Origin of the sequence: Nocardia sp. NPDC047038 (assembly GCF_040644075.1) — a bacterium.
In the GTDB taxonomy this organism is placed as follows: domain Bacteria; phylum Actinomycetota; class Actinomycetes; order Mycobacteriales; family Mycobacteriaceae; genus Nocardia; species Nocardia sichangensis.
In genome coordinates this window covers 448786-473809 of the sequence record NZ_JBEYVQ010000001.1, presented here as the reverse complement: position 1 = coordinate 473809, position 25024 = coordinate 448786, and the positions used below count along the sequence as shown (strand labels likewise).

The window sequence follows — 25024 nt, the reverse complement described above, 5'->3', positions numbered from 1 at the left end:
TAGGCGGTCAGCGGTCGGACGGAACCCCATCTCACCGCCCACCTTGCTCGGCATCCAGATCGAGTCCGAGCCGCTCGATCGCGACGCGGTGGTCGGATTGATATTTCAACAGCACACCGAGCGTCGAGCGGACGACGCCACCGGATAGATTGCGCGCACCCAGAGCGACCAGCGTCTTCGCCCAATCGACGGTCTCCGCGATCGACGGCGCTTTGCGCAACGAGAGCTGGCGCAACGCACCGACCACGCGGACCACCGGCTCTCCCAGCGCCTCGTCCAGCTCCGGAACCTTCATCCGCACGATCGCCCGCTCCAATTCCGCCGTCGGGTAATCGATGTGCAGGTAGAGGCACCGCCGCTTGAGCGCTTCGGACAGCTCGCGGTTGGCATTGGAGGTCACGATCACGAACGGCTTGCGCACCGCGGTGACGGTGCCGAGTTCCGGGATGCTCACCTGGTAATCGCCGAGCACCTCGAGCAGCAGGCCTTCCAACTCCACATCGGCTTTGTCGAGTTCATCGATGAGCAGCACCGTGGAGCGCGGGTTACGGATGGCGGCCAGTAGCGGGCGCGCGAGGAGGAACTCTTCGGTGAAGACGTGGTCGCGGGTACTGTCCCAGCCTTCGTCGTCCGAGGCGGTGATGCGCAGCAGCTGCTTGGCGTGGTTCCACTCGTAGAGGGCGCGGGCCTCGTCGATGCCCTCGTAACACTGCAGCCGCACCAGGTCGGACGTGGTCGCCGCGGCGACGGCCTTGGCCAGCTCGGTCTTGCCGACGCCTGCGGGGCCCTCGATCAGCAGGGGCTTGCCGAGGTGGCTCGCGAGGAACACGGCGGTGGCGATATCGAGGGACGGGAGGTACCCGGCCTCGGTGAGACGCCCGGTCACCTCGTCCACCGACGCGAAGAACTTACTCATCGGTAACTAGTCTAGACCGGGCGCGTGGGCCTCAGCTCGGCGCAGGTATGCGGAAATGGCTCGGCTCGGCGTCCGACGGCACGGCGCTCGCCACAGTGAACGGCTCGACCAGCGAGCGAAGTTCGATGAGGTGCCTGGCGTGCGCGTCCAGCGCGCGATCCTCCTCGGATACCGGCTCCCACTGCGGCACCGGCCGCGCTTTGCCCTCGCCGTCAAGCGCGACGACCACGGCGAGACCGTGCGCGTCGAGCGCGGGCTCGTCGGAGTGGGCGTCGGTGGAGGTCACGTGCACGCTGACGTGCATGCTGCGCGGGCCGGTGTGGATCAGCCGCGCGGTGACCTCGACGACATGGCCGATGACGATCGGCCGGTAGAAGCGGATGCCGCCGAAGTACGAAGTGATGACGCGCTGCCCCGCCCAGTCCGCACCACAGACGTAGGCCGCCTCGTCGATCCACCGCATCGTGCGGCCGCCGTGCACCTTGCCGCCCCAGTTGATGTCCGACGGCGCGGCCAGGAACCGCAGCGTGGCGCTCGGCGCGGTGCCCGCGGACGTGTACCGCTGGCCGGCCATCGCCTCCTCGATCAGCTTGCGCACCGAGATCCGGGCACGCGCCTGGCGGTGCCGCTGCAATTCCAGCAGCGTGGCCGGATTCCATTGCGGCACTTCCACGGTGCGCCGGTCGTCGTCCACTGCGACGAAGATCGTCAGGCATTGCGCCGACTGCACCGGCCGCACTCGGGTGGGATCGGTCGAATAGACGGTGACCAGGATGTGCATGCTGGTGCGCCCGGTGTGGACCAGATTCGCATGCAATTCGACCAGCTCACCGACCGCGATCGGCCGGTCGAGATGGATATTGCCGACGTAGGCGGTGACGCAGTAGCGGCCGCTCCACTGGGCCGCCGCCGCGTAGGCGACCTTGTCGATCCATTCCAGGAGTTTGCCGCCGTCGACCGATCCGACGATGCCCGCGTCGTCGGGCTTCACGAGAAATCGGTGGATCGCCTCGGGTCGGCGGCCGGCCGAGGTCGGGACGGTCACGGTGCGGTCGAGCTTTGTCGAGTGGGCCACGGTGCGGAATCCGTTCGGACAGGGAATCTCCGGGTGTACATTTCTCCGACCTCGTTGTCCGGAAGAACCATAGGCCCCAGCCGCCGTACGAGCGAGTAACCAGACGGTCGCTACAACGGATGCCTTACCGCGCGGCGGCGGGAGAGCGATTTGGACGGCGCGAAACGGACCCGGGCAACGACCCGGTCCGCCTCAGACCGGGCTCAGACGAACGATCACATACCCGTTCGCCATGGCTCGCCGCAGATCGTCGCGATCGACCGTCCCGTCCGGCTCCAGCTCGATACCCGCGTAGCGCCCGTGGATCGGATTCGCCGACACCACCACCGGAGCGAGCTTGGCGAGCCGGGCCTCGTCGGCGATCACTTCGGCTCTGGCACGAATCTCACTGCCGCGCAGCCGGACACGCACGGCTTCACCGTCGCGGAGATTGCGCCGCCATCGGGCCGTCGTGCCGACGAGCAGCGCTCCGTCATGGTCGGCATATCCGACCGGATTGGTGTACTCGCGCCCCGATTTCCGTCCGAGCACGGTGACCAGCAGCAACCTGCCGCTGAGCACCCGATGCAGCGGAGACCGGAGCAACGACCTTACGACGACGTCCCCGGTGCGCTGGATACGCGATTGGGACGGTCGCACCGAAGCCTGGCTGGACATATCGGTCACCTCCGAGAGATTTACTGAGTATCTACTCAGAAAATACGACCGCGTCGGGCATACTGCAAGGGGTGACGAACGAAAGATCGGAGGATTCGTGACGGCATCCGGCCGGGTCGAAGGCCGCCGCCGTGGGCGTCCCTCGACGGGCGTCCGCGACGCGGTGATCGCCGCCGCGGAGCGAATCCTCGCCGAGGAGGGTGTGGCGCGGCTGTCCACGAAAGGGGTCGCCGACCGCGCCGGTGTCGCCGAGTCGAGCATCTTCTATCACTTCCGCGACCGGACCGGGCTGTTGCAGGCGGTGGTCCAACGGCATCTGCGACCGGTCAAGGACGTCCTCGGCGACATCGACGCGCACCGAGACCTGCGCGCCGATCTCGTCGCCTTGATGGAAGCGCTGGAAGATTTCTTCGTCGCCACGATCCCCGTTGCCGCCGCGATCCAATCCGACGCCGAACTGCGCGCGCGGTACCTCGACCGCGCCCAGGAGACGGACATCGGTCCGCACCGCGCGGTGGACGCGATGCAGGCGCGGCTCGCGGCCGCGCAGCCCTCCGCCTCGAGCGCCGTAAATCTGCGCGCGGCAGCGCTGCTGCTCGTGGGCGCGGCGCATCAGCGCGCGCTGCAACGCCACCTGAGCCCAGCGAGCGCGTTCACGTCACTGCCGTCGCCTGCGGACATAGTGGACACGGTGCTGCCGCTGTTCGGTTGATCCCAGGGTGCGGCGATAGGGGAACTCCCTAATACCGCGGTTCGATTTGCCCCGCAGGGGAGAGAACACCCGTGACCTTCGGCGGCGAGTGCGCAAGAGTGTAGCTATGCAGTCGCTGTGCCGTCGGTAAGCGCGACCGCGAAGCAGTGACCGTAGATCCAAGATCTGTCTGCGGGGGTGGGCCGTGGGCGGACCCCGCAACGGGGGATGGCGGGCGGAGACGCTCGCCGCAGACCGAAAGGATTTACGTTGTTCTCGTCAATCAGCGCACGCCGTATCTTTCGCGTGGCCGTCGCCGGTGCGATCGCCGCGATTCCGTTGACCGCGCTGGCGATGCCCGCCTCCGCCACCCCGAGCACACCAGGGGTCACTCCGGCTTACAACCAGTGCGCCTTCGGCCCGTTCCAGGACTGGAGTTGCAACAACAACGTCTTGGTAGACAAACCGCACTACGGCGCACCACCTTATGGCCGCGGTCCTGGCTGGGGCCAGGGCGGTGGCTGGGGCGGTGGTGGCTGGGGCGGCGGAGGCTGGAACCAGGGCTGGGGCGACGGAGGCTGGAACCAGGGCTGGGGCGGAGGCTGGAACCAAGGCTGGGGCCAGGGCGGGGGCTGGGGCCAGGGCTTCCCGGGCACAGGCTCGTTCGGCAGCAGTTAGAAACTCCGCGAAAGACGCCGGTGGCCCGCTCCGGAACTCCGGAGCGGGCCACCGCGCGAATCGGCCTGGGTATCAGGCGGTCTCGGTGATCGGGCGATCGACCCAGCTCATCAGGCCGCGCAGCTTGGCGCCGGTGACCTCGATCGGGTGCTCGGCGTTCTTCTTGCGCAGCGCCTCGAGCTCCTTGTTGCCGCCCTCGACGTTGGCGACCAGACGCTTGACGAAGCTGCCGTCCTGGATGTCCTTGAGGATGTCCTGCATGCGCTTCTTGGTGTCGGCGTCGATGACCCGCGGGCCCGACAGATAGCCGCCGAACTCGGCGGTGTCGGAGACCGAGTAGTTCATCCGCGCGATGCCGCCCTCGTACATCAGGTCGACGATCAGCTTCAGCTCGTGCAGCACCTCGAAGTAGGCCATCTCCGGCGCGTAACCGGCCTCGACCATGACCTCGAAACCGGTCTTCACCAGTTCCTCGGTGCCGCCGCACAGCACGGCCTGCTCACCGAACAGGTCGGTCTCGGTCTCTTCCTTGAAGGTGGTCTTGATGACGCCCGCGCGGGTGCCGCCGATGCCCTTGGCGTAGGACAGCGCCAGCGCCTGGCCCTCGCCCTTCGGGTCCTGGTCGATCGCGATCAGCGCGGGAACGCCCTTGCCGTCGACGAACTGACGACGCACCAGGTGGCCCGGGCCCTTCGGGGCGACCATGCCGATGGTGACGTTGGCGGGCGGCTTGATCAGGCCGAAGTGGATGTTGAGGCCGTGGCCGAAGAACAGCGCGTCGCCGTCCTTCAGGTTCGGCTCGATGTCGTTGGTGAAGATCGACGCCTGCGCGGTGTCGGGCGCGAGCACCATGATGACGTCCGCCCACTCCGAGACCTCGGCGGGCGTGCCGACGGTCAGGCCCGCCTCCTCGGCCTTCGGACGCGACTTCGAACCCTCGGCCAGACCGACGCGGACCTCGACGCCCGAGTCGCGCAGGCTCAGCGAGTGCGCGTGCCCCTGGCTGCCGTAGCCGATGACAGCGACCTTGCGGCCCTGGATGATCGACAGGTCGGCATCGTCGTCGTAGAACATCTCGACTGCCACTGTGGTTCCTTCCGGGATCATCCCCGCGCGAGGCGGGGCACACCGGCTTGCGCCGGTGCGGATTTACGTTGTTCTGGATCGGATCACCCCCGCAGCCGCGGGAGGGGATCATTCCCGCGTGAGCGGGGAGGCGGCACGCCAACCGTCGATCGCAGAAAGACTAGCGTGTGGCCGCCGCTGTGCGGTCGGCCCCATCGGTATGCCGCTCGTCAGCTCATCGGGTGGCGGTGATGGACTTCGGTCCACGCCCCACCGCGACGACACCGGACTGCACGATCTCCCGGATGCCGTACGGTTCGAGCATCCGCAGCAGCGCGTCGAGCTTGGACCGGGTTCCGGTCGCCTCGACGGTGAGCGCGTCCGGCGACACGTCGATGACCTTCGCGCGGAACAGCCCCACGGCCTCGATCACCTGGGTCCGCACGCTGGCGTCGGCGCGCACCTTCACCAGGATCAGTTCGCGGGCCACCGAGCTGTCGGAATCCTGCTCCACGATCTTGATGACGTTCACCAGCTTGTTGAGCTGCTTGGTGACCTGCTCCAGCGGCAGGTCTTCGACGGTGACGACGATGGTCATGCGCGAGATCTCGGGGAGCTCGGTGCCACCGACCGCCAGCGACTCGATGTTGAAGCCGCGGCGGGAGAACAGCGCCGCGACCCGTGCCAGCACGCCCGGTTTGTCCTCGACGAGAACGCTGAGGGTATGCGTGGTACTCATCCGTTGTTCACCTTGTTCTGTTCGTGCGACATCGCCGTGTGGATGACCGCGGGCTCGGAGGCCTGCTCGTCGTCGTCGAACAGCGGGCGGATGCCGCGAGCGGCCATGATCTCGTCGTTGCTGGTGCCCGCGGCGACCATCGGCCACACCTGGGCGTCCTTGCCGACGATGAAGTCGATCACCACGGGACGGTCGTTGATGGACTGCGCCTCGCGGATCGCGGCCTCCACGTCCTCCTCGCGCTCCACCCGGATGCCGTGGCAGCCGAGGGCTTCGGCGAGCTTCACGAAGTCGGGGATGCGCAGGGTGTGCGTGCCCAGGTCGGTGTTGGAGTAACGCTCCTGGTAGAACAGCGTCTGCCACTGGCGCACCATGCCGAGGTTGCCGTTGTTGATCAGCGCGACCTTGATCGGGACGCCCTCGACGGCGCAGGTGGCCAGCTCCTGGTTGGTCATCTGGAAGCAGCCGTCACCGTCGACCGCCCACACCTCTTTGTCCGGCGCGCCCATCTTGGCGCCCATGGCCGCCGGGACGGCGTAGCCCATGGTGCCCAGACCACCGGAGTTCAGCCAGGTGCGCGGCTTCTCGTACTTGATGAACTGAGCGGCCCACATCTGGTGCTGGCCGACGCCCGCGCAGTAGATCGCGTCGGGTCCGGCCAGGCGGCCGAGCGCCTCGATGACGAACTCCGGCGACAGCGAACCGTCCGCGGGCGGGGTCCAGCCCAGCGGGTAGGCGTCGCGCACGCCGTCGAGGTAGGTCCACCAGTCGGTCAGCGCCAGCGGCAGCGCGTCACCCGCGGACGGGTCGGCCTTCAGTGTCTCGATCAGCTCGATGATCACCTCGCGGCAGTCGCCCACGATCGGGACGTCGGCGTGGCGGTTCTTGCCGATCTCGGCCGGGTCGATGTCGGCGTGGATGACCTTGGCGCCGGGTGCGAAGGAGTCCAGCTGACCGGTGACGCGGTCGTCGAACCGCGCGCCCAGGGTGATCAGCAGATCCGACCGCTGCAACGCGGCGACCGCGCCCACGGTGCCGTGCATGCCGGGCATGCCCATGTTCAGGCGGTGGCTGTCGGGGAACGCGCCGCGCGCCATCAGCGTGGTGACCACGGGGATGCCGGTGAGCTCGGCCAGTTGCAGCAGCTCGGCCGAGGCGTCGGCCTTGATCACGCCGCCGCCGACGTAGAGCACGGGAGCCTTGGCTTCCATGATCATCCGCGCGGCCTCGCGCACCTGCTTGCCGTGCGGCTTGGTGACCGGACGGTAGCCGGGCAGCCGCATCTCCGGCGGCCAGGTGAAGGTGGTCTGCGCCTGCAGCACGTCCTTCGGGATGTCGACCAGCACGGCGCCGGGACGGCCCGAGGCGGCGAGGTAGAACGCTTCCGCGATGATGCGCGGGATGTCGACGCCCTCGGTGATCAGGAAGTTGTGCTTGGTGATCGGCATGGTGATGCCGGAGATATCGGCTTCCTGGAACGCGTCGGTGCCGATCAGGCCGCGGCCGACCTGGCCGGTGATGGCGACGATCGGGACGGAGTCCATCTGCGCGTCGGCGATCGGGGTGACCAGGTTGGTCGCGCCGGGGCCGGATGTGGCCATACACACACCGACCTTGCCGGTCGCCTGGGCGTAACCGGTGGCGGCGTGGCCCGCGCCCTGCTCGTGGCGGACGAGCACATGACGCACCTTGGTGGAATCGAAAAGCGGGTCGTAGACGGGAAGGATCGCGCCGCCCGGAATGCCGAATACGGTGTCGACGCCGAGCTCCTCGAGCGACCGGATGACCGACTGCGCGCCGGTGACCCGCTCGGGCGGGAGCTGGCGGCGGTTGGCCGCGGACGTCGCGTTGGCAGCGGGCGTGGCCTGCTGATTCGCCGAAGGCGCTGGCCTACGGGCCGAAGGCCCGGGCCGTGCGGTAGGTGCGCTCACCGTCTTCGTTCCTTACTGGTTGTGGTTCCGACCCCGGATGTTGTGTCAGCGGTGTCTTGCGCTTCGCCATGCCGGACATTAGTCCGAACATAAAAAAGCCCCCGACAGCGCAGGGCTGATCGAGGGTGGCGCGTCGCAACGCGAGCTGACGTATTCGACTCAGTGTGTCAGGCTCAACGCTGGACGCGCCGGCCGATTACGAGCAACTCGTTTCGATTCACGCGCACGACGTTAAGCGGGTGTGAACCGAAGAGTCAAACAGATGACCCCGTGTGTCCCATTATGTGGGAGAGTGCGGTTGCTTGTGTCCGTTCATCAGGATGCGAGGATGGTGGTGTGTCATCACCGCATCAGTCCGTGCCACCGTCTGAATCGTCCCACACACCCGCGGGGACGACGGATACGGGTGGCGCCTCGGACGCCCATGTGATCCGCATCCCACGGCTGGCGTTCCTGGGCGTATTCATCCTGCTGATGTGCGTGTTCTTCCCCTTCGTCGGCTGGCCCGCCGGACTGTGGTGGCTGCTGCTGATCCCCGTCGCGGTGCTGGCTTGGGTGCTGCGGACGCAGACCGGCGTCTCGGACGCGGGGCTGGATTTGCGAACGCTGTTCGGCTCCCGCCACCTCGACTGGGCACAGGTGAAGGGTGTGCGAATCCCGAAGCGTGGATACGTGCGCGCCGACCTGACCGACGGCAGCGAAGTGAAGTTGCCCGCGGTGAGTTATGACCGGCTGCGCGATCTGGCCGCTTTCTCCGGCGGACGGATTCCGGACCCGTTCGCGGAGCCGCGGGAACCCGCGACGGGAGAATCCCCCGCCGAACCTGCGGACGCGAGTAGCGGAACCTCGAATACCGAGGGCGATCCGGCGACCAATGGCTTGGCGAAGTCCGGCGAGAACGCCGAAGAAGGCACGCGACGCGACAGCGCGACGTAGCGAGTTCGGTCACACCGACCGACGCTCCAGTTGCCCGGCTCGAGCCCCATCGCGCCGAAGCGGAACATTCGCCGCCGTTGGGAGGTTGCGGTCGAGTGATGGGATGATTTCCCCGGAGCACTGATCCTCCTCGTCCCCACCCCGACGTTCCGGTACCTCCGGCGTCACCGTCGTCGCCCGCGACACCACGCACCGGCGACACACCCGACCCGGCCGACCGCGATGAGACGCCACACCACCCAGCAGGTGGGCACGCCCACCGGGAGTAACGTGGTGCTCCGCCGAGCACGCTCTGCGCCGTCGCACGTCAGCCCCCGCGACCCGAGGACCATCGAAATGCCACCGCTTCGTTCACGAACCACGACCATCGGCCGCAATGCCGCAGGCGCACGCGCACTCTGGCGCGCCACCGGCATGACCGACACCGACTTCGGCAAGCCGATCGTCGCCATCGCGAACTCCTACACCCAGTTCGTCCCCGGCCATGTGCATCTGAAGAATGTCGGCGAGATCGTGGCCGACGCGGTGCGCGCCGCCGGTGGCGTGCCGCGCGAATTCCACACCATCGCCGTCGACGACGGCATCGCCATGGGTCACGGCGGCATGCTCTACTCGCTGCCCTCGCGCGAGATCATCGCCGACTCCGTCGAGTACATGGTGAACGCGCACACCGCCGACGCGCTGGTCTGCATCTCCAACTGCGACAAGATCACCCCGGGCATGCTCAATGCGGCCATGCGGCTGAACATTCCGGCGGTGTTCGTCTCCGGCGGGCCGATGGAAGCGGGCAAGGCCGTCGTCGTCGGCGGGGTCGCGCAGGCGCCGACCGACCTGATCACCGCGATCTCCGCGAGCGCGAATCAGGCGGTGTCGGAGGAGGGTCTGTCCGAGGTCGAGCGCTCCGCGTGCCCGACCTGCGGTTCCTGCTCGGGCATGTTCACCGCGAACTCGATGAACTGCCTCACCGAGGCACTTGGTCTGGCGCTGCCCGGCAACGGCTCCACCCTCGCTACGCACGCCGCGCGCCGGGCGCTGTTCGAGCGGGCGGGCACCGTGGTGGTGGACATCGCCAACCGCTGGTACCGCGAGGACGACGCGTCCGTGCTGCCGCGCAATGTCGCCGACGCCAAGGCTTTCCGCAACGCGATGGCGCTGGACGTGGCGATGGGCGGTTCGACCAACACCGTGCTGCACACGCTCGCCGCCGCGCAGGAAGGCGAGGTCGACTTCGATCTGCACACCATCGAGGAGATCAGCCGCCGGGTGCCCACGCTGTCGAAGGTGTCGCCCAACTCCGACTACCACATGGAGGACGTGCACCGCGCAGGCGGCATCCCCGCGATCCTCGGCGAGCTGCGCCGGGCGGGCCTGCTGGAGACCGACGTCACCACGGTGCACACCGCGAGCCTCGACGAATGGCTCGACACCTGGGACATCCGCTCGGGCAAGGCCTCCCAGGAAGCCATCGAACTCTTCCACGCCGCCCCGGGCGGGGTGCGCACCACCGAGCCGTTCTCCACCGACAACCGCTGGTCGTCGCTGGACACCGACGCCGAGGGCGGCTGCATCCGCGACCTCGAGCACGCCTACACCAAGGAAGGCGGCCTGGTCGTGCTGCGCGGCAACATCGCGCCCGACGGCGCGGTGCTCAAGACCGCGGGCATCGACGAGGAGTTGTTCTCCTTCCAGGGCCCCGCGGTGGTGGTGGACTCGCAGGAGGAGGCCGTGGCGGTCATCCTCGGCAAGAAGATCAAGCCGGGCGACGTGATCGTGGTTCGCTACGAAGGGCCCGCGGGCGGCCCCGGCATGCAGGAGATGCTGCACCCGACCGCCTTCCTGAAAGGCTCCGGCCTCGGCAAGGAGTGCGCGCTGATCACCGACGGCCGCTTCTCCGGCGGCACTTCGGGCCTGTCGATCGGGCACATCTCCCCCGAGGCGGCCAGCGGCGGTGTCATCGGCCTGATCGAGAACGGCGACCAGATCCGCATCGACGTGACCAGCCGCACGCTCGAGGTCCTCGTCGACGATGCGGCGCTCGCCGAGCGCCGCGCGAAGATGGAAGCCTCCGAGCGGCCGTGGCAGCCGGTCAACCGCGATCGTCCGGTGACGACCGCGCTGCGGGCGTACGCCGCGATGGCGACCTCAGCCGACAAGGGCGCTGTCCGCCACGTGCCCTAGGCTTCCCGCCTCTCCGGGTCTCGAGGCCGTACGAGTTCGGTGCGACAGGACCTGGTCTCAGGTCCCGCGTCAGGTGGGTCACGGATTTTGGGCGTACCCGGCGAGTTACCCATGTCCATGCGAAATCAGTTGTCACGGGCAGCCTCAGGTGGTCGAACGACGGAGGCCCTTCTTCCCGTTACGGGATGAAGGGCCTCTTGTTCGTCCTGATCAGTCGAAGGGGCCGATGCCCGTCAGTGGGTTGCCGCCGTGCAGGTACCAGTACGCGCCGACCGCGGCCGCCACAGCGAGAAGCAGGATGACGAAGGAGCCGGAGGCGGGGCGGATGGCCCAGCCACGGTTGCGGTCGAAGGACAGGCGACCGGGGCCGGTCAGGATGATGACGGCCGAGACGCCCGCGAGGACGCTCTCGTATTCCACCGCTCCCGGACCGGCCTTGTACTGGAACCCGGGGGCCATGCCCTGCTTCCAGGCCCAGGCGTCCAGGATGACCGCGAGCACCGCACCGGCCGCCAGCGGAGTCAGCAGGCCGAGGATCAGCAGCGCACCGCCGCCGACCTCGCCCGCTGTCACCAGGAGGGCGGACACACTCGGGTGGTCCCAGCCGCCGCGCTCCATCATGTCGCGGGTGCCGTCCAAGCCGGGGCCGTGGAACCAGCCGGTCAGCTTCTGCAGGCCGTGGTAGAGGAAAGTGGCGCCGACGACCAAGCGGAGCAGCAACAATCCGAGATCGAGCGTGCCGCGGCGGACCTCGCCGTTGCGGCGACGTAGCCGCGCGGTGTCGCTCGGCGGGGCCGGGGCGGGTGGGATGCTGGCGTAGTCGTAGGTGGGCGCCGCTGTCGCGCCCGCAGCGGTTCTGTTCGCGCCGGTGGTGGGGACCTCGGGCTCTAGCCCGAGTTCTTCCTCGGTGCGCGGGACGTCCTTGGACAGCTGCGGCCGCTGGGCCGGATCCACCCGCTCGAACTGCTCGGTCGGCGAATCGTACGGGCTGGTCACTCCCCGACCGGTGGACGACACCGCCGCCTGCTCGGCCGTGGAAGGAGCGGCGTTCCCGGCCTCGGATTCGGGCGTGTCTTTCGGCTTGTCGGTCACGGCCAATACCCTATGCCGCACCGCACCGGGGCGGGCAAGTACAGCGCGGCGTGTCAGTGCGCGCGCGACACCCCCACCCGGAAGGGCGCGGGCGACGGAATTTCCGTAACGTCTGGGCTATGAGTTTGGTTGTCGTGGGCCGCGTCGCGGCGAGCTTGGCGCTCGGCTCCGTCCTGCTGGTCGGATGCGCCCGGTTCGACGATTCGGCGTCCAGCCCGTTCACCCCGGAACCGACCCTGCACGGAGCCAACATCGACCCGAAGAAACCGAGCCAGCCGCCCACCTCGACCACCCGGCCGAGCGGCCCGTGCATCGATCCCGACCCCGCGGTGGTGGCCACCTGCCTGGACACCACCGGCGGCTTGGTCGCGCTTCCCGACGGCGCGCTGGTCGCCGAGCGCAGGACCGGGCGGATCCTGAAGGTGGTGCCCGACCAGCCGCCGGTCGAGATCGCCCGCCTGGACGTGGACGGCTCCGGCGACGGCGGCCTCAGCGACATCGCGCTGTCCCCGACCTACAACGAAGACGGCCTGATGTACGCGTACATCACCACCGGCAGCGACAACCGGGTGGTCCGCATCGCCGAAGGCGGATCACCGAAGGACGTGCTCACCGGAATCCCGAAGGGCTCCAGCGGAAATCACGGCGCGATCGAATTCGCCTCGTCCGACCAGATGCTCGTGCTGACCGGCGACGCGGGCAATCCCGGCGCGGCCGCCTCGGCCGGCTCCCTCGCGGGCAAGCTGCTGCGCGTGAACTCCCCCGTGCCCGGCCGCACACTCACGCCGGAAGTCGCCGTCTCGGGCATCGGGACCGCCGGGGACGTGTGCCGGGACAGCAAGGACAGCATCTGGATCACCGACCGCACCGCCGCCGAGGACCGATTGCAGCGACTCGGCGGCGACGGCGTGGTCACCACCATGTGGACCTGGCCGGATCGGCCCGGCGTCGCCGGGTGCGCCGCCGCCTCGGACGGTGTCGCGATCTCGATGACCCGCGCGAAGGCCCTCGCCATCGCCGCCGCCGACCCCACCACCCACGCGGTCACCGCGACGCCGACGCTGACCGCGCAGGACAAGTACGGGCAACTCGGCGGCGCGGCGGTCGGCGCCGACGGAACCATCTGGGTGACCACGGTGAACAAGACCGACGGCCAGCCGGGACCGTTCGACGACCGCGTCGTCCGCATCCCGCCCCCGCAGGCCGGAGGCGGCGGACCGGACTGAGTTGTTGGCCGCGCGGGCGCGGCGTGTTCGCGGCCCCCTCTTGGCTCGCGTCCGAGCGACCGCCGCTGGCGACTTCGTCGCGGACGCGGCGGTCACTCGGACGCGAGCCGGGCCGCGAACGGGCGCATGCTCGGTCTCGCTTCGCTCGAAAGACGTGGTCGAGGTGCGCTGGGCGCGGACGGCAGTAACCGCGTGGCCTCAGGGCTCCGCCTTGGCAAGATGTGCTGGGCCCGCGCTGCCGTAACCGTGCGATCTGAGGCTTTGCCTCGGCCAGGTGGGCGGTGGCTGCCGCTCACTCTTTCCGCACGAACGAACAGCCGCCCCAACTGAGCCGAGCGCGCAACGGCATGCGCGCCGATCTCGCTGTCGGAACCGGCGCCGACCGCCCTGAGAAGCGACGGACGGACCCAGGTTTCGCTCGTGCCACTCGACACCGACACATCCGGCACAGTCCGATCAGGTCAGGGGGGCGAAGAAGGTCAGAATGTCACTCCACAGCATCTCTCCCGGTGCGGCGCTCGGGCCGAAATGCGGCGAGATTCTTCAGGAGTCGTCCGAGGCCTGCGCGGCGATGCCGAGAACGGTGAGGAACGCGGTGGCCGCCGGTGTGCGGCTGCGGCTCCAGATGACGTATTCGACTCGGGCGGGGGCGTCGGTGACCTCGATGGTGGTCACGCCCTCTAGTTGGGGCACGTAAGTGGACGGGAGCATGGCGATGGCGAGGCCGGGGCGGACGAGTCGGGCGATGTAGTCCGCGCTGGTCACTTCGAAAGCGACGTCGCGGTCCAGACCGGCGGCTGTGAAGGCTTGGTCGGACTGGAGACGTCCGGCGGTCCCGGCCGGGAGATCCACGAAGACCTCGGCAGACAGCGTGCGCAGGTCGATCGATCGCTCTCCGGCGAGCGGATGGTCCAGCGCGACGACGGCTACGTGCCGGTCGCGGGCGAGTTCGTGCGCGACCACGCCTCGGGGTCGTGCCGTCGTCGGCAATCCGAGGAATGCGACGTCGATGGCTCCTTGCTCGACCTTCTCCACCAGCTCCTCGCTCGCACCCACGCGCAGGCTGATGCGCACGTGCGGGTGACGGCGGCGGAAATCGCGCAGCGCCTCCGGGATATCCACCGCGGCGACGGTGGGGATCAGCCCGACGGCGAGCCGCCCGCGCACCTCGCCGACCGCCGCGGCCACCTCGGCGGCGGCGCGCTCGGCGGCGTCGAGGCACTGGCGGGCGGCGGGGAGGAACGCCGCGCCGGCCGGTGTGAGGCGCACCCGGCGGCTGGTGCGCTCGAAGAGTCGCGCGCCCAATTCCCGTTCCAGACGCGCGATCTGATGGCTGAGGGCGGACTGCACGACAAGGCATCGTTCGGCGGCCCGGGTGAAGCTGTTCGTCTCGGCCACGGCGATGACGTAGCGCATCTGCTGGAGCTCCATGGATCAATCTTGAAACAAGATTGATGAATTGACAAACATGTGTTGGACTCATTGATCACTTCCGCGCGAGACTGCGAAGGTGAAAAGTTCAGCAACACAGGCGGTTTTCGGCGGAACTGCGCCACTGGGAACCCTGCCGCGCACCGTCCTGACGGCGCTCGCTCCCGCGTCATGGGGCACGACCTATGTCGTCACCACCGAGCTGCTCCCACCGGGACACCCGCTGTTCGCCGGTCTCCTGCGGGCCTTGCCTGCGGGTCTGATCGCGCTGGCGATCACGCGGACGCTGCCGCGCGGAGCCTGGTGGGGCAAAGCCGCGGTGCTGGGTGTGCTCAACATCGGGCTGCTGTTCCCGATGCTGTTCCTCGCCGCCGAACGCTTACCGGGCGGCGTGGCCGCGACCTTGGCGGCGGCCCAGCCGCTCGTCGTGGCCGTCTTGGCCGTGGTGATCTTGGGCGAAAGCCCCTCCGCTTGGCGCCTCGTCTGGGGAGCGATAGGCCTTGTCGGCGTCGGCTTGGTGGTGATCGGGCCGGACGCGGCCTTCGACCTCACCGGGGTTGTCGCCGGCCTTGCCGCCGCGGCTTCCATGGCGCTCGGCCTGACCCTCACGAAGAAGTGGGGGCGGCCTGCCGAGGCCGGTCCCACGGCGTTCGCGGGCTGGCAACTCACCGCCGGTGGGCTGTTCCTGCTGCCTCTCACGTTCTTCGTCGAAGGGCCGCCTCCCGCGATCGACCCGCCCGCCGTTCTCGGATACCTATGGCTGGGGCTGGTCGGGGGTCTGCTCGCGTATGTCCTGTGGTTCCGCGGCATCGGCTCCTTGCCCGTCACCTCCGTCGCGGTGCTGGTTCTGCTCTCGCCGCTGGTCGCGGCGGTTCTCGGCGCGGTTCTGCTCGGCCAGACACTCGGCCCGGTCCAACTCGCGGGGTTCGGGCTCGCGCTCGCCGCGATCGTCGCGGGACAGCTTCCCGCGCCCACCCGCTCCTCCGCTCCTGTCGCAGCACCCGAAGGGATATCGAAATGAAGATCGCCGTTGTCGGAGCCGCAGGCATGGTCGGCTCGTGCGTCGTCGACGAGGCCGCCGACCGCGGCCACGAGATCGTCGCCGTCTTCCGGACAGGGCGGCGGATCGCCCTGCCGCCCATGGTGACCGTTGCCGAGGGCGACGCGAACGACAGGGTCCGGATGAGCGAATTGTTCGACGGCGCCGACGCGATCGTGGCCGCGACCCGTGCGGCCGCCGGGCAGGAACACACCGTCACGACGACCACAACAGCCCTGCTCGACGCGGCCGCGGCCACCGGGAGGCGCATCCTCGTCGTCGGCGGCGCCGCGCCGCTACGGGTTCCGGGACACCCCGAGCGGCTGGTGATCGACAGTCCGGAATACGTACCGGCGTCGATCCGCACCATCGCCGCCGCGAGCGTCGCGCAATGGGAGACCTGCCGGGCGCATCCGGCCGACTCGGTCTATCTCAGCCCACCCGCCCTCCTCGAACCCGGACAGCGCACCGGGAAGTACCGGCGGGGCACCACGACGCTCATCACCAGCGCTGACGGCGCGTCCCGGATCTCGGCGGAAGACCTTGCCGTAGCCATCCTGGACGAGCTCGAAAACCCCTGCGGGAACCGTCATTTCACGGTCGGTTACGGAGACGTCGAAACGCTCGGCACTGCCTGAACGTCTCGGCCCGACGCCGCAGGCCCGCGACCACCGATACAGAGGAACAATGAGATGAAGCGAGTCCTGGCGATCTCGGCCGCGCTCGGGTGTCTCGGCGTCGCGGCGTCGGCGCCCGAGGACCGGGCGGCGGCACACGCTCCGGTCCTCGCCGCCAGGATCGACCTGCCCGCCGGGTTCCAACCGGAAGGCATCGCCATCGGTTCACGGCCGGTGGCCTACTTCGGTTCGCGAGTCGACGGCTCCATCTACCGCGCCGACCTGGTGACCGGGCGAGGCGAGATCCTGAGCCAGGGGCCGGGTACGCCCGCGCTCGGACTCCAGGTCGACCACCACGGTCGGCTGTTCGTCGCCGGGGGCGCCGGAGGCGACGCACGCGTCGTGGACACCGGCACGGGCGCGGTATTGGCGAGCTACTCCCTCGGCATCTCGCCGGACACGTTCGTCAACGATGTCGTGCTGACGCCCACTGGCGCGTGGTTCACCGACTCGCGCACGCCCGTGCTCTACCACCTGCCCGTCGGTGACCAGGACGCTCTGCCCTCACCCACGGCGGTGGTGCGACGCCCGTTGACCGGCGACATCCGCTACGAGCCCGGAGCGATCAACGCCAACGGGATCGTGCGCACACCCGACGGCACCGGCTTGATCATCATGCAGTCGGTGACCGGCCGGTTGTTCCGCGTCGACCCGGCGACGGGCACGACGCGGCGGATCGACCTCGGCGCCGAGACGCTGCCCAACGGGGACGGACTGCTGCTGCGCGGCGACACACTTCTGGTCGTGCAGAACCGGTCCAACACGATCGCGGTGGTCGCGCTCGACCACGCGGGCACTACAGGATCGCTCGTAGGACGCGTCACCGACCCGCGCTTCGACGTACCGACCACCGTCGCGGCGTACGAGGAACGGCTCTACCTGCCGAACGCGCGCTACACCACGCCACCGACCCCGACCACGTCATACAGCGCGGTCGGGGTCGAGCGCCGAACCTAGCTGCAGGCAGCCAGGACCAGTTCGCGGACGCGCGCCGCGTCGGCCTGACCGCGGGTCGCCTTCATGACGTCGCCGACGATCTTGCCCGCAGCCTGCACCTTGCCGGAGCGGATCTTGTCGGCGATGTCGGGGTTCGCGGCCAGGGCCTTCTCCACCTCCGACTGCAAGGCGCTGTCGTCGCTGACCATGCCGAGGCCCTTGGCCTCGACGATCTGCGCCGGGTCGCCCTCGCCTGCCAGCACGTGGTCGACGACCTGCTTGGCCACCTTGTTGTTGATCGTCTTCGCGTCGACCAGCTTGATCACCTCGGCGACCTGGGCCGGGCTGATCGGCAGCTCCTCCAGCGCGACCTCGCGCTCCTTGGCCTTCTCGGTGAGGTAGGCGACCCACCAGGAGCGCGCCTCGTTGGCCGGTGCGCCCGCGTCGACGGTGGCGATGATCAGGTCCAGCGCGCCCGCGTTGACCAGGTCGCGCATCACCTCGTCGGACAGGCCCCAATCGGACTGGATGCGCGCGCGGCGCAGCCAGGGGTACTCGGGAATCGTGCCGCGCAACTGCTCGACCCACTCCGCTGCGGGCGCGACGGGCTCGAGGTCCGGCTCGGGGAAGTAGCGGTAGTCCTCGGCGGTCTCCTTGCGGCGGCCGGGCGAAGTGGTGCCGTCGGCCTCGTGGAAGTGCCTGGTCTCCTGGACTATCGTGCCGCCGCCCGCGAGCACAGCGGCCTGCCTGCGCATCTCGAAGCGCACCGCGACCTCGACGCTGCGCAGGGAGTTGACGTTCTTGGTCTCCGTGCGGGTGCCGAATTCCGTTGCGCCGATCGGCATCAGGGAGACGTTCGCGTCGCAGCGCAGCGAACCCTGCTCCATCTTCACGTCGGACACCCCGAGCGACTTCAGCAGATCCCGCAGCGCCGTCACGTACGCCCGCGCCACCTCGGGGGCGCGCTCCCCCGCGCCGGTGATCGGCTTGGTGACGATCTCGATCAGCGGCACGCCCGCCCGGTTGTAATCGAGCAGGGAGTGGCTCGCGCCGTGGATGCGGCCGGTCGCACCGCCGATGTGCACCGACTTGCCGGTGTCCTCCTCCATGTGCGCGCGCTCGATGTCGACACGGAAGGCACTGCCGTCATCGAGCACCACGTCCAGGTGCCCGTTCGTGGCGATCGGCTCGTCGTACTGGCTGATCTGGTAGTTCTTCGGCTGATCGGGGTAGAAGTAGTTCTTCCGCGCGAACCGGCCCCACGGCGTGATCGAGCAGTTCAGCGCCAGCCCGATCCGGATGGCCGATTCGACGGCCTTCTGGTTGACCACCGGGAGCGAACCGGGCAAGCCGAGGCACACGGGGCACACCTGCGTGTTCGGCTCGGCGCCGAACTCGGTCGGGCAACCGCAGAACATCTTCGTCGCGGTGTTCAGCTCGACGTGGACCTCCATGCCGAGCACCGGCTCGAACCGGGCGATGACATCCGAGTAATCCATCAGGTCGACCGTGGGTGCGCTCATGGCCATCAGTTTAGGTAAGCGCTCCCGTCGCAGCGCAGCGGCTCTCGCGTCCCGCGGCGCGGTGTTACTTCACCGGGACCCGCTGCCGCAGCCAGCCGGTGACGTAGTCGAGCACCTCGGGAGAAATGGTCGTTTCGATGGCGCCGTACTCGCGGGGAAGGCCGGTCTCGGTGTGCTGCATCAGGTGGTTGAGACCCGGGAAGACGTGGACGGTCGCATCGGGATCGGCGGCGAGGTGGTCGCGCATCGGCTGCTCGCTCTGCGCCGGGGGCACCTGGAGATCCTTGCCGCCGAAGAACGCGAGCACCGGAATCCGCAGGGCGGAGAGCGCGGGCGCCGGATCGTAGGCGACCAGGGCGGCCAGATACGGCGTGATCTGCGCGGCCGCCTGATCGTCGGGCACGCGCTGGTCGGGGGGCAGGGCCTGGTTCTGCCGAACGGCCAGTTGTCTCGCTCCGTCGAGGTCGCCCGCCTTCAGCAGGGCGGACAGTTCGGCCATGTCGCGGACCTGGGTCTCCACCTGGTCGGGAGGTGTTCCGTTCGCGGTGGCGAGCAAGCGGGTCTGTTCGACGAGCACGTCCGAGCCCGGGACGCCGGGTCCGGCCATCAGGACGGCGAACGCGACGCCGCTGTCGGGGCGCGCGGCGACCAGCGGCGCGAGGTAGCCGCCCTCGCTGTGGCCGAAGAGCCCGACCCGCGCCGGGTCGATCTCGGAGCGGGCCCGCAAGAAGCGGACGCCCGCGGCGGCGTCCTCGGCCAGGTCGGTGTAGTTCGCGTCGTCCAGTTTGCCGCCGGTGCCACCGACGCCTCGGTCGTCGGTGCGCAGCACGGCGTAGCCCGCGCGGGTGAAGGTGTCGGCCAGCAGCAGGAACGGCTTGTGCCCCATCAGTTCCTCGTCGCGGTTCTGGGCGCCGCTTCCGGTGATCATGAGGATGGCGGGGAACGGGCCAGGGCCCTGCGGTTCGGTCAACGTGCCCGCGATGGTGATGCCGCCGTTACCGTAGGTGACATCCTCGCTCTTGTACGGGAACGGTGGCTTCGGTTCCTGCGGATGGGCCGGCGGTACGACCTTGCCCCGGCTCAGCGCCAGCGGGAATTTCTGCCCCGCCTGGGTGAGATCTCCGGTGATCCGGTCGGTTCCGGACTCGTACTTGCCGTGGAACACCGGATCGCCAGGGACGTCGGGGACCGCGAAAGACACGCCGTTGCGGTCGGTGCTGACGTCTTTGAGTTGCACGCCGCTCATGCCCTGCGCCGGGATGTCGACGGTGGCCGTGCCGTCGTCGTGGAAACTCACGCCGACCTGCACCGGCTGGCCGGGGACCTCGACGGCGCCGTGCCAGTCACCCGTGGTCGGCTCGGGCGGATTCGACTCCGAGCACCCGGCCGCCACTGCCGTGATCACCAACAGTGCCAACGCGATCAGTCGCCCACTGCGCATGCGACTCAGGGTACCGACGACGCGGGCCGGCCCTGGCCTATTCGCCGCGCGCGTACCGCACGGCCGCGGCGATCTCCGCCATGTCGAGTCGCAGACCCGGATCCCGCTCCTGCACCTCGCGGAACTCCAGCAACGCGTCCCCGATGGTGCTGCGCCGCGCCAGCCGCACCAGTTCGCGACGCGCGTACTCCCCCAGCGGAACACCCGCGGAGCGAGCACGGCGACCCAGAACGTCGAGCGCCTCGATCGAAAGGTCGTACCGCCGTACCAGAGCCACCGCGTCATCGTCTATTTGCGGGGCCAGGTCGCGTCCTTCGGACTCCAAGAACTCGACGACCGCGTCGTCCGCCGTGCGTCGACCGGCCAGCGCGACCAGTTCGCGCCCGATGTACCGCGACAGCGGCAACCCGGCCGCGCGCGCTCGACGGCGCAGGACGTCGACGGCAGTATCCGGCAGATCGTGCACAGGGAGTTCGGCCATACCGGCCAGCGTATCCGGACATACGCACATCCGCGTCGAAGCGGCCGGCGCGGTCGCCCCCGAGACGATCACCACGCCTCGAGGCCCTCATCGAGCCGATCTCGGCCGAACATCGCGTCCACCTGATCACGTTCCTCAGCGCTGCTACCGGCGCGGGGTAGCCGAGCAAGCCGTCGCTTCAGTTCGACGGTATGGATCCCCGCCAGCGGAGGTAACCACGGCTCGCCGCTGCGTTCATCTGCCATATGCCCGCCCTTAACCGAAGAACGCCTCCGCCTCGCGGTAGCGCTCCGAAGGCACCCGCTTGAGCTGCTTGGTGGCCTCCGACAGCGGGACCAGGTCGATAGTGGTGCCGTGCAACGCGACCATCTGGCCGAACTTGCCCGCGTGCACCGCCTCGGCCGCGTGCAGGCCGAAGCGCGTGGCCAGCACCCGGTCGTAGGGCGTGGGGCTGCCGCCGCGCTGCACGTGACCGAGCACGGTGGTGCGGACCTCTTTGCCGATGCGCCGCTCGATCTCCACGCCGAGCTGCTGGGCGACGCCGGTGAACCGCTCGTGGCCGAACTCGTCGATGCCGCCCTCGCGCAAGGTGAACCCGGAGTCCGGCGCGGGGTGCGATCCCTCGGCGACGACGCAGATGAAGTGCTTGTCACCGCGCTGGAAACGCCGCTTGATCATGGCGCACACCTCGTCGACCTCGAAGGGGACCTCCGGCACGAGCGTCAGATGGGCGCCCGCCGCCATGCCGGCGCCGACCGCGATCCAGCCCGCGTGGCGGCCCATCACCTCGATGAGCATGACGCGCTGGTGCGATTCGGCGGTGGTGTGCAGCCGGTCGATCGCCTCGGTGGCGATGTTCAAGGCGGTGTCGTGGCCGAAAGTGACGTCGGTGCAATCGATGTCGTTGTCGATGGTCTTCGGGACGCCGACCACCGGTACGCCTTCGTCGGACAACCAGCTCGCGGCGGTGAGCGTGCCCTCGCCGCCGATCGGGATCAGGGCTTCGATGCCGTTGTCGTCCAGGGTCTGCTTGATCCGGCCGAGGCCCGCGCGCAGCACGTCGGGGTTGGTGCGGGCGGTGCCGAGGATGGTGCCGCCCTTGGTGAGGATCCGGTCGGTGCGGTCGTCGTTGCGGATCTGGATCTTTCGGTCCTCCAATAGGCCGCGCCAACCGTCCTCGAAGCCGACGATCGCGTCTCCGTAACGGCCGTTCGCGGTGCGAACGACGGCGCGGATGACCGCGTTCAGTCCTGGGCAGTCTCCGCCTCCGGTCAGAACTCCGATGCGCATGGCCGCTATCTTGCCCCCCATGTCCGATCTCGGCAGCCCCGCCCCCGTGAACGTCGCGTAACACTGACCTGGACAGATGACCTCACGCGGCCGCGCAATGACCCCCGGCCAGCTCGCCGAGATGCTGGGAGACGACGGTGGCCAGTTTGTCCAGAATGTTCATGCCGTCGCTGAGCGATCCCGACTCCGGCTGCACCGCGACCGCGATCGCGATCTGCCCCGAGGGGATGTTGATGATCCCGAACTGCCGCACCAGGTAGTTGCCCGACACGTCCGGCCCCCAGCCGCCCTTGAACTCGGCGCCGCCGAACTCGCCGAGACCCCACCGCTGGCTGGCGATGACCTGTTCCATCAGCGAAGTCACGCGGTCGGTCTGGGGCAGGCACGGCAAATGTGAAGCGAACCGCACCTGGTCGATCAGCGACCACTCCGCCTGACCGAAGGCCGAGTGTTCGGCACGGGCACGGGTGGCGGGCACGACGGTCTTGCTGTCCCCGCCTTCGCGCAGCACCGCCTGCACGGCCTGCGCCGCCTCCTGCGGCGTGCCCAGCGACTGCCACAGCACGTCGGCGGCGGCGTTGTCGGATTGCGTGATCGCGGCCGACGCGGCGTAGTTCGAGCTGCTCGGACTACGCCGCAGCGCGGCGACGGTCAGCGGCACCTTCATCGTCGACCAGGCCGGACCGCTGGTCCATTCGCCGAAGGTGATCGGCTGCTCGCCGCCGACCGGCACGATGGCCATGCCCATCTTCCCGCGCACGCCCGCGGCGAGCTCGGCATAGCTCGCTGCCAAGGTGCCCGGCACGATGATGGACAGGCCCTTCTGGTCGGTGCGGGCCGCGGCCTCGGTGATGGTCGGCTCGCTCGACGAATCCTCGGCGCGGTTGGTACTACACCCGGCTACCAGAGCCGCGGCAAGCGCCGCACAACCCAGGACGTTTCGAACTCTGCGGAATCGATCAGTAGACATTTTCGGCACATTCTTCTCGCGAACTCCCCCGGCTCGCCGACCGGCGACCGCGACGGCAGGGGCGCGGCCTCGGGTCGACTGACTCTTGTCTCCCCGCCAGATGACGACGGCGCGGTCAACAAGCATGGACACCTCCACCTACCCGCCCGATGTCGCCGAGCGGCCGGGTTCGGAACCGACGTTCGCCGTCGGCCTCACCCGAGAACTGCTTCTCGTTATCCCGGAGAACGTACTAGATGAATTGATTACGCCCCAGTTCACCGAAAACCTCTGACCGCCACGGCCACTGCCGAACGGGTCAGCGCACCCCGGTCGCGCTCAATAGCATTCGAGTATTACCGCAGGATTTTTTGGGTGCCGGAGGTATGCCCCCGAGGGCAAGGCTTCCCGCGAGCGCGTTTGGCGGGCTTCACCACGAGATGCACCCGCCTTGGCGGAAAGCACATCGAGGCGGTCGACGCAAGCCCTCCTCGTCGCCGTCGAGGGCCGCACCAGCGGCGACATCCGCCGCGCGGCGGGCGAGGCCGGGAACGACCACCGCCATGCAGTTCGGCAGCCACGATCGGACCGAGCCCGGCCGACGCTCCCCGCCGCAAGCACGGTCACCGCCAATTCGCCAGAGTGGCGCCACTGCCCGGACGTGAACTTCCGATCCGCGGGCATTCCCGCGCCAGACCACCCCGGAGCACCGCCGTCCCGATCCGGCGCAAATCTCTCGCACACTTATTCGCAATCTCTCAGCAACCATCATTGGAGCCGAGCGGGAGGGGCGCACTCTCGAATCAGCGGCGAATTTTTTACCTGTCGGTACATTATCGGTTGCCGCGCGGCCGCAGCGCGCCTAGTTTACTACCAAACGGTACAGAACTAGGAGTCCTCATGACCGGTAGCACCACCCCGCTCGGTGTCGGCGTCGTCGGCGCGAATCCCACCGGAAGCTGGGCCGCCGCGACCCACCTGCCCGCGCTGGCCGCACTGCCCGAGTTCCGCGTCGCGGCGGTGGCGACGACCAACCCCGTCTCGGCCGCCGCCGCGGCCGAGGCCACCGGCGCCACGCACGCGTTCACCGACGCGGCCGAGTTGGCCGCGCATCCCGAGGTGGACCTGGTTGTGGCGACAGTGAAGTCACCGGGGCACGCGGCGGTGGTGCGCGCGGCGCTCGCGGCGGGCAAGCACGTCGTCTGCGAGTGGCCGATGGGCGCGAGCGCGGCCGAGAGCGCCGAGCTGACCGCGGCGGCGACAGCGGCGGATGTAGTGCACGCGGTGGTCTTGCAGGGCTACCACTCGCCGTCGGTGAACTTCGTCCGAGATCTACTCGCGGCGGGCCGGATCGGCGCCGTTTCCGCGGTCACCGTCATCGCCGCCGGAGATCCGTTCGGCGGCGGTTCGATTCGGCCGGAATTGGCTTGGACCACCGATCCCGCCCAGGGCACCGGTCTGCTGACGATCATGGCCGGGCACGTGCTCGCGGTGCTCGAACACCTGGCCGGTGAACTCGCCGAAGTGTCCGCCGTCGTCGCCACACCGCACGACGAATTGACCGTCGTCGGCACCGGCCGGACCGTCCCGAATCGGCAGCCGGAGCAGTTGGTCCTGGCCGGTCGCCTGAAGAGCGGCGCGGTCGCCGCGGTGACCGTGCACGGCGGAAACGCGGACGCTCCGTCCGGATTCGCGCTGCACATTCGCGGTACGGAGGGGGCTCTTGCGATCAGCCCGGTGCAGGCCGGGATGTATCCGCACTGGTCCGACTGGCGCATCGAACTGCGCACCGATCAGGGGTTGATCAGCGAACTCCCGGTCCCGGAGCGCTACCGCCTGGTGCCGTCCACACTGCCCCCAGGCCCGGTCGCCCACGTCGCGGGCGTCTACCGCGAGACCGCGGGCGCCATCGCCGAGGGCAGGACCGCTCGGCCCGACTTCACCGTGGGCCTGCGCCAGCGCCGTCTCGTCGACGCCATCGCCGAAGCCGCGGAAACCGGTGTGCGCAGACCGGTCGGCGACCTGTGAGCGCGCACCGCGGCGACCTAAGGTACCGATAGGCAAACAGCAGTG

23 protein-coding genes are annotated in these 25024 nt (G+C 69.0%); 10 read left to right on the top strand and 13 right to left on the bottom strand.

Features of this window, described 5'->3' with window-relative positions:
• Positions 1 to 31 precede the first annotated feature (31 nt).
• From ABZ824_RS02255 to ABZ824_RS02245, 3 genes are all read right to left on the bottom strand, one after another.
• The gene (locus tag ABZ824_RS02255) at positions 32 to 916 is read right to left on the bottom strand and encodes a MoxR family ATPase (protein WP_356961189.1); all 885 of its coding nucleotides are present in this window, start codon (positions 914 to 916) and stop codon (positions 32 to 34) included.
• 31 nt (positions 917 to 947) lie between these two features.
• Entirely contained in the window at positions 948 to 1991 is a 1044-nt protein-coding gene (locus ABZ824_RS02250) for an acyl-CoA thioesterase (protein WP_356961188.1), read from the bottom strand.
• Between the two features lie 192 nt (positions 1992 to 2183).
• Complete coding sequence (locus ABZ824_RS02245) at positions 2184 to 2648, bottom strand: nitroreductase family deazaflavin-dependent oxidoreductase (protein ID WP_356961186.1); 465 nt, start codon at positions 2646 to 2648, stop codon at positions 2184 to 2186.
• 97 nt (positions 2649 to 2745) lie between these two features.
• Between ABZ824_RS02245 and ABZ824_RS02240 the strand changes: the two genes are divergently transcribed.
• A complete protein-coding gene (locus tag ABZ824_RS02240; RefSeq protein WP_356961184.1) occupies positions 2746 to 3360 on the top strand; it encodes a helix-turn-helix domain-containing protein in 615 nt (204 codons plus the stop codon).
• A 249-nt stretch (positions 3361 to 3609) separates the two neighbouring features.
• The gene (locus tag ABZ824_RS02235) at positions 3610 to 4017 is read left to right on the top strand and encodes a hypothetical protein (protein WP_356961183.1); all 408 of its coding nucleotides are present in this window, start codon (positions 3610 to 3612) and stop codon (positions 4015 to 4017) included.
• 72 nt (positions 4018 to 4089) lie between these two features.
• Here the strand turns inward: ABZ824_RS02235 and ilvC are convergent, their stop codons facing one another.
• The 3 genes from ilvC to ABZ824_RS02220 all read right to left on the bottom strand — a co-directional run bounded on the left by ilvC (position 4090) and on the right by ABZ824_RS02220 (position 7752).
• The gene (gene ilvC, locus ABZ824_RS02230) at positions 4090 to 5091 is read right to left on the bottom strand and encodes a ketol-acid reductoisomerase (RefSeq protein WP_174372187.1); all 1002 of its coding nucleotides are present in this window, start codon (positions 5089 to 5091) and stop codon (positions 4090 to 4092) included.
• 226 nt (positions 5092 to 5317) lie between these two features.
• Positions 5318 to 5821, bottom strand: a complete 504-nt coding sequence (gene ilvN, locus ABZ824_RS02225) for an acetolactate synthase small subunit (RefSeq protein ID WP_039799659.1) — start codon at positions 5819 to 5821, stop codon at positions 5318 to 5320.
• Positions 5818 to 7752 carry an acetolactate synthase large subunit gene (locus ABZ824_RS02220; RefSeq protein ID WP_355080631.1) on the bottom strand — a complete coding sequence of 645 codons (1935 nt, stop codon included), beginning with the start codon at positions 7750 to 7752 and terminating at the stop codon, positions 5818 to 5820. The genes ilvN and ABZ824_RS02220 overlap by 4 nt, the downstream gene beginning before the upstream one ends.
• A gap of 426 nt (positions 7753 to 8178) precedes the next feature.
• On the opposite strand from ABZ824_RS02220, the gene ABZ824_RS02215 reads away from it, so the two are divergent.
• Together ABZ824_RS02215 and ilvD are read left to right on the top strand one after the other, a co-directional pair.
• Complete coding sequence (locus ABZ824_RS02215; protein ID WP_356961181.1) at positions 8179 to 8688, top strand: PH domain-containing protein; 510 nt, start codon at positions 8179 to 8181, stop codon at positions 8686 to 8688.
• Between the two features lie 336 nt (positions 8689 to 9024).
• Positions 9025 to 10866: a dihydroxy-acid dehydratase gene (gene ilvD, locus ABZ824_RS02210; RefSeq protein ID WP_356961179.1), complete on the top strand. Its 1842-nt coding sequence runs from the start codon at positions 9025 to 9027 to the stop codon at positions 10864 to 10866.
• 210 nt (positions 10867 to 11076) lie between these two features.
• Here the strand turns inward: ilvD and ABZ824_RS02205 are convergent, their stop codons facing one another.
• Entirely contained in the window at positions 11077 to 11958 is an 882-nt protein-coding gene (locus ABZ824_RS02205; RefSeq protein WP_355080636.1) for a DoxX family protein, read from the bottom strand.
• Between the two features lie 119 nt (positions 11959 to 12077).
• On the opposite strand from ABZ824_RS02205, the gene ABZ824_RS02200 reads away from it, so the two are divergent.
• Complete coding sequence (locus tag ABZ824_RS02200; protein ID WP_356961177.1) at positions 12078 to 13184, top strand: PQQ-dependent sugar dehydrogenase; 1107 nt, start codon at positions 12078 to 12080, stop codon at positions 13182 to 13184.
• A 543-nt stretch (positions 13185 to 13727) separates the two neighbouring features.
• Here ABZ824_RS02200 and ABZ824_RS02195 read toward each other — a convergent pair.
• Positions 13728 to 14615, bottom strand: a complete 888-nt coding sequence (locus tag ABZ824_RS02195; protein ID WP_356961176.1) for a LysR substrate-binding domain-containing protein — start codon at positions 14613 to 14615, stop codon at positions 13728 to 13730.
• Positions 14616 to 14694: 79 nt separating this feature from the next.
• Between ABZ824_RS02195 and ABZ824_RS02190 the strand changes: the two genes are divergently transcribed.
• Genes ABZ824_RS02190 through ABZ824_RS02180 form a run of 3 tightly spaced genes read left to right on the top strand, consistent with a single transcriptional unit; the run spans position 14695 to position 17288 of the window.
• Entirely contained in the window at positions 14695 to 15636 is a 942-nt protein-coding gene (locus ABZ824_RS02190) for an EamA family transporter (protein WP_356961174.1), read from the top strand.
• Entirely contained in the window at positions 15633 to 16292 is a 660-nt protein-coding gene (locus tag ABZ824_RS02185; protein ID WP_356961172.1) for an NAD(P)H-binding protein, read from the top strand. Before ABZ824_RS02190 ends, ABZ824_RS02185 begins: the two co-directional genes overlap by 4 nt.
• Before the next feature lie 54 nt (positions 16293 to 16346).
• Positions 16347 to 17288, top strand: coding sequence for a superoxide dismutase (locus ABZ824_RS02180; RefSeq protein WP_356961170.1), 942 nt, complete (start codon positions 16347 to 16349; stop codon positions 17286 to 17288).
• Here ABZ824_RS02180 and gatB read toward each other — a convergent pair.
• The 5 genes from gatB to ABZ824_RS02155 form a co-directional block, all read right to left on the bottom strand.
• On the bottom strand, positions 17285 to 18790 hold the full coding sequence (gene gatB / locus ABZ824_RS02175) for an Asp-tRNA(Asn)/Glu-tRNA(Gln) amidotransferase subunit GatB (RefSeq protein WP_356961168.1): 1506 nt from the start codon (positions 18788 to 18790) through the stop codon (positions 17285 to 17287). The two genes, ABZ824_RS02180 and gatB, sit on opposite strands and share 4 nt — an antisense overlap.
• A gap of 64 nt (positions 18791 to 18854) precedes the next feature.
• Positions 18855 to 20231 carry an alpha/beta fold hydrolase gene (locus ABZ824_RS02170; protein WP_356961167.1) on the bottom strand — a complete coding sequence of 459 codons (1377 nt, stop codon included), beginning with the start codon at positions 20229 to 20231 and terminating at the stop codon, positions 18855 to 18857.
• Between the two features lie 37 nt (positions 20232 to 20268).
• On the bottom strand, positions 20269 to 20712 hold the full coding sequence (locus tag ABZ824_RS02165; RefSeq protein ID WP_356961165.1) for a hypothetical protein: 444 nt from the start codon (positions 20710 to 20712) through the stop codon (positions 20269 to 20271).
• Positions 20713 to 20967: 255 nt separating this feature from the next.
• Positions 20968 to 22002 (bottom strand): ATP-dependent 6-phosphofructokinase, encoded by a 1035-nt coding sequence (locus ABZ824_RS02160; RefSeq protein ID WP_355078821.1) that lies wholly within the window; start codon positions 22000 to 22002, stop codon positions 20968 to 20970.
• 82 nt (positions 22003 to 22084) lie between these two features.
• Positions 22085 to 22972, bottom strand: coding sequence for a hypothetical protein (locus ABZ824_RS02155; protein WP_356961164.1), 888 nt, complete (start codon positions 22970 to 22972; stop codon positions 22085 to 22087).
• 124 nt (positions 22973 to 23096) lie between these two features.
• Here ABZ824_RS02155 and ABZ824_RS02150 point away from each other — a divergent pair, with 124 nt between their 5' ends.
• Complete coding sequence (locus ABZ824_RS02150; RefSeq protein WP_355078819.1) at positions 23097 to 23246, top strand: hypothetical protein; 150 nt, start codon at positions 23097 to 23099, stop codon at positions 23244 to 23246.
• Positions 23247 to 23851: 605 nt separating this feature from the next.
• On the top strand, positions 23852 to 24979 hold the full coding sequence (locus tag ABZ824_RS02145) for a Gfo/Idh/MocA family oxidoreductase (protein ID WP_356961163.1): 1128 nt from the start codon (positions 23852 to 23854) through the stop codon (positions 24977 to 24979).
• Positions 24980 to 25024 lie beyond the last annotated feature (45 nt).

Coding starts and splice junctions, on each gene's coding strand:
- ABZ824_RS02255 (WP_356961189.1), bottom strand. CDS start 916: ATGAGTAAGTTCTTCGCGTCGGTGGACGAGGTGACCGGGCGTCTCACC.
- ABZ824_RS02245 (WP_356961186.1), bottom strand. CDS start 2,648: ATGTCCAGCCAGGCTTCGGTGCGACCGTCCCAATCGCGTATCCAGCGC.
- ilvC (WP_174372187.1), bottom strand. CDS start 5,091: ATGTTCTACGACGACGATGCCGACCTGTCGATCATCCAGGGCCGCAAG.
- ilvN (WP_039799659.1), bottom strand. CDS start 5,821: ATGAGTACCACGCATACCCTCAGCGTTCTCGTCGAGGACAAACCGGGC.
- ilvD (WP_356961179.1), top strand. CDS start 9,025: ATGCCACCGCTTCGTTCACGAACCACGACCATCGGCCGCAATGCCGCA.
- ABZ824_RS02200 (WP_356961177.1), top strand. CDS start 12,078: ATGAGTTTGGTTGTCGTGGGCCGCGTCGCGGCGAGCTTGGCGCTCGGC.
- ABZ824_RS02195 (WP_356961176.1), bottom strand. CDS start 14,615: ATGGAGCTCCAGCAGATGCGCTACGTCATCGCCGTGGCCGAGACGAAC.
- ABZ824_RS02185 (WP_356961172.1), top strand. CDS start 15,633: ATGAAGATCGCCGTTGTCGGAGCCGCAGGCATGGTCGGCTCGTGCGTC.
- ABZ824_RS02180 (WP_356961170.1), top strand. CDS start 16,347: ATGAAGCGAGTCCTGGCGATCTCGGCCGCGCTCGGGTGTCTCGGCGTC.
- gatB (WP_356961168.1), bottom strand. CDS start 18,790: ATGAGCGCACCCACGGTCGACCTGATGGATTACTCGGATGTCATCGCC.
- ABZ824_RS02170 (WP_356961167.1), bottom strand. CDS start 20,231: ATGCGCAGTGGGCGACTGATCGCGTTGGCACTGTTGGTGATCACGGCA.
- ABZ824_RS02165 (WP_356961165.1), bottom strand. CDS start 20,712: ATGGCCGAACTCCCTGTGCACGATCTGCCGGATACTGCCGTCGACGTC.
- ABZ824_RS02160 (WP_355078821.1), bottom strand. CDS start 22,002: ATGCGCATCGGAGTTCTGACCGGAGGCGGAGACTGCCCAGGACTGAAC.
- ABZ824_RS02155 (WP_356961164.1), bottom strand. CDS start 22,972: ATGTCTACTGATCGATTCCGCAGAGTTCGAAACGTCCTGGGTTGTGCG.
- ABZ824_RS02150 (WP_355078819.1), top strand. CDS start 23,097: ATGGACACCTCCACCTACCCGCCCGATGTCGCCGAGCGGCCGGGTTCG.
- ABZ824_RS02145 (WP_356961163.1), top strand. CDS start 23,852: ATGACCGGTAGCACCACCCCGCTCGGTGTCGGCGTCGTCGGCGCGAAT.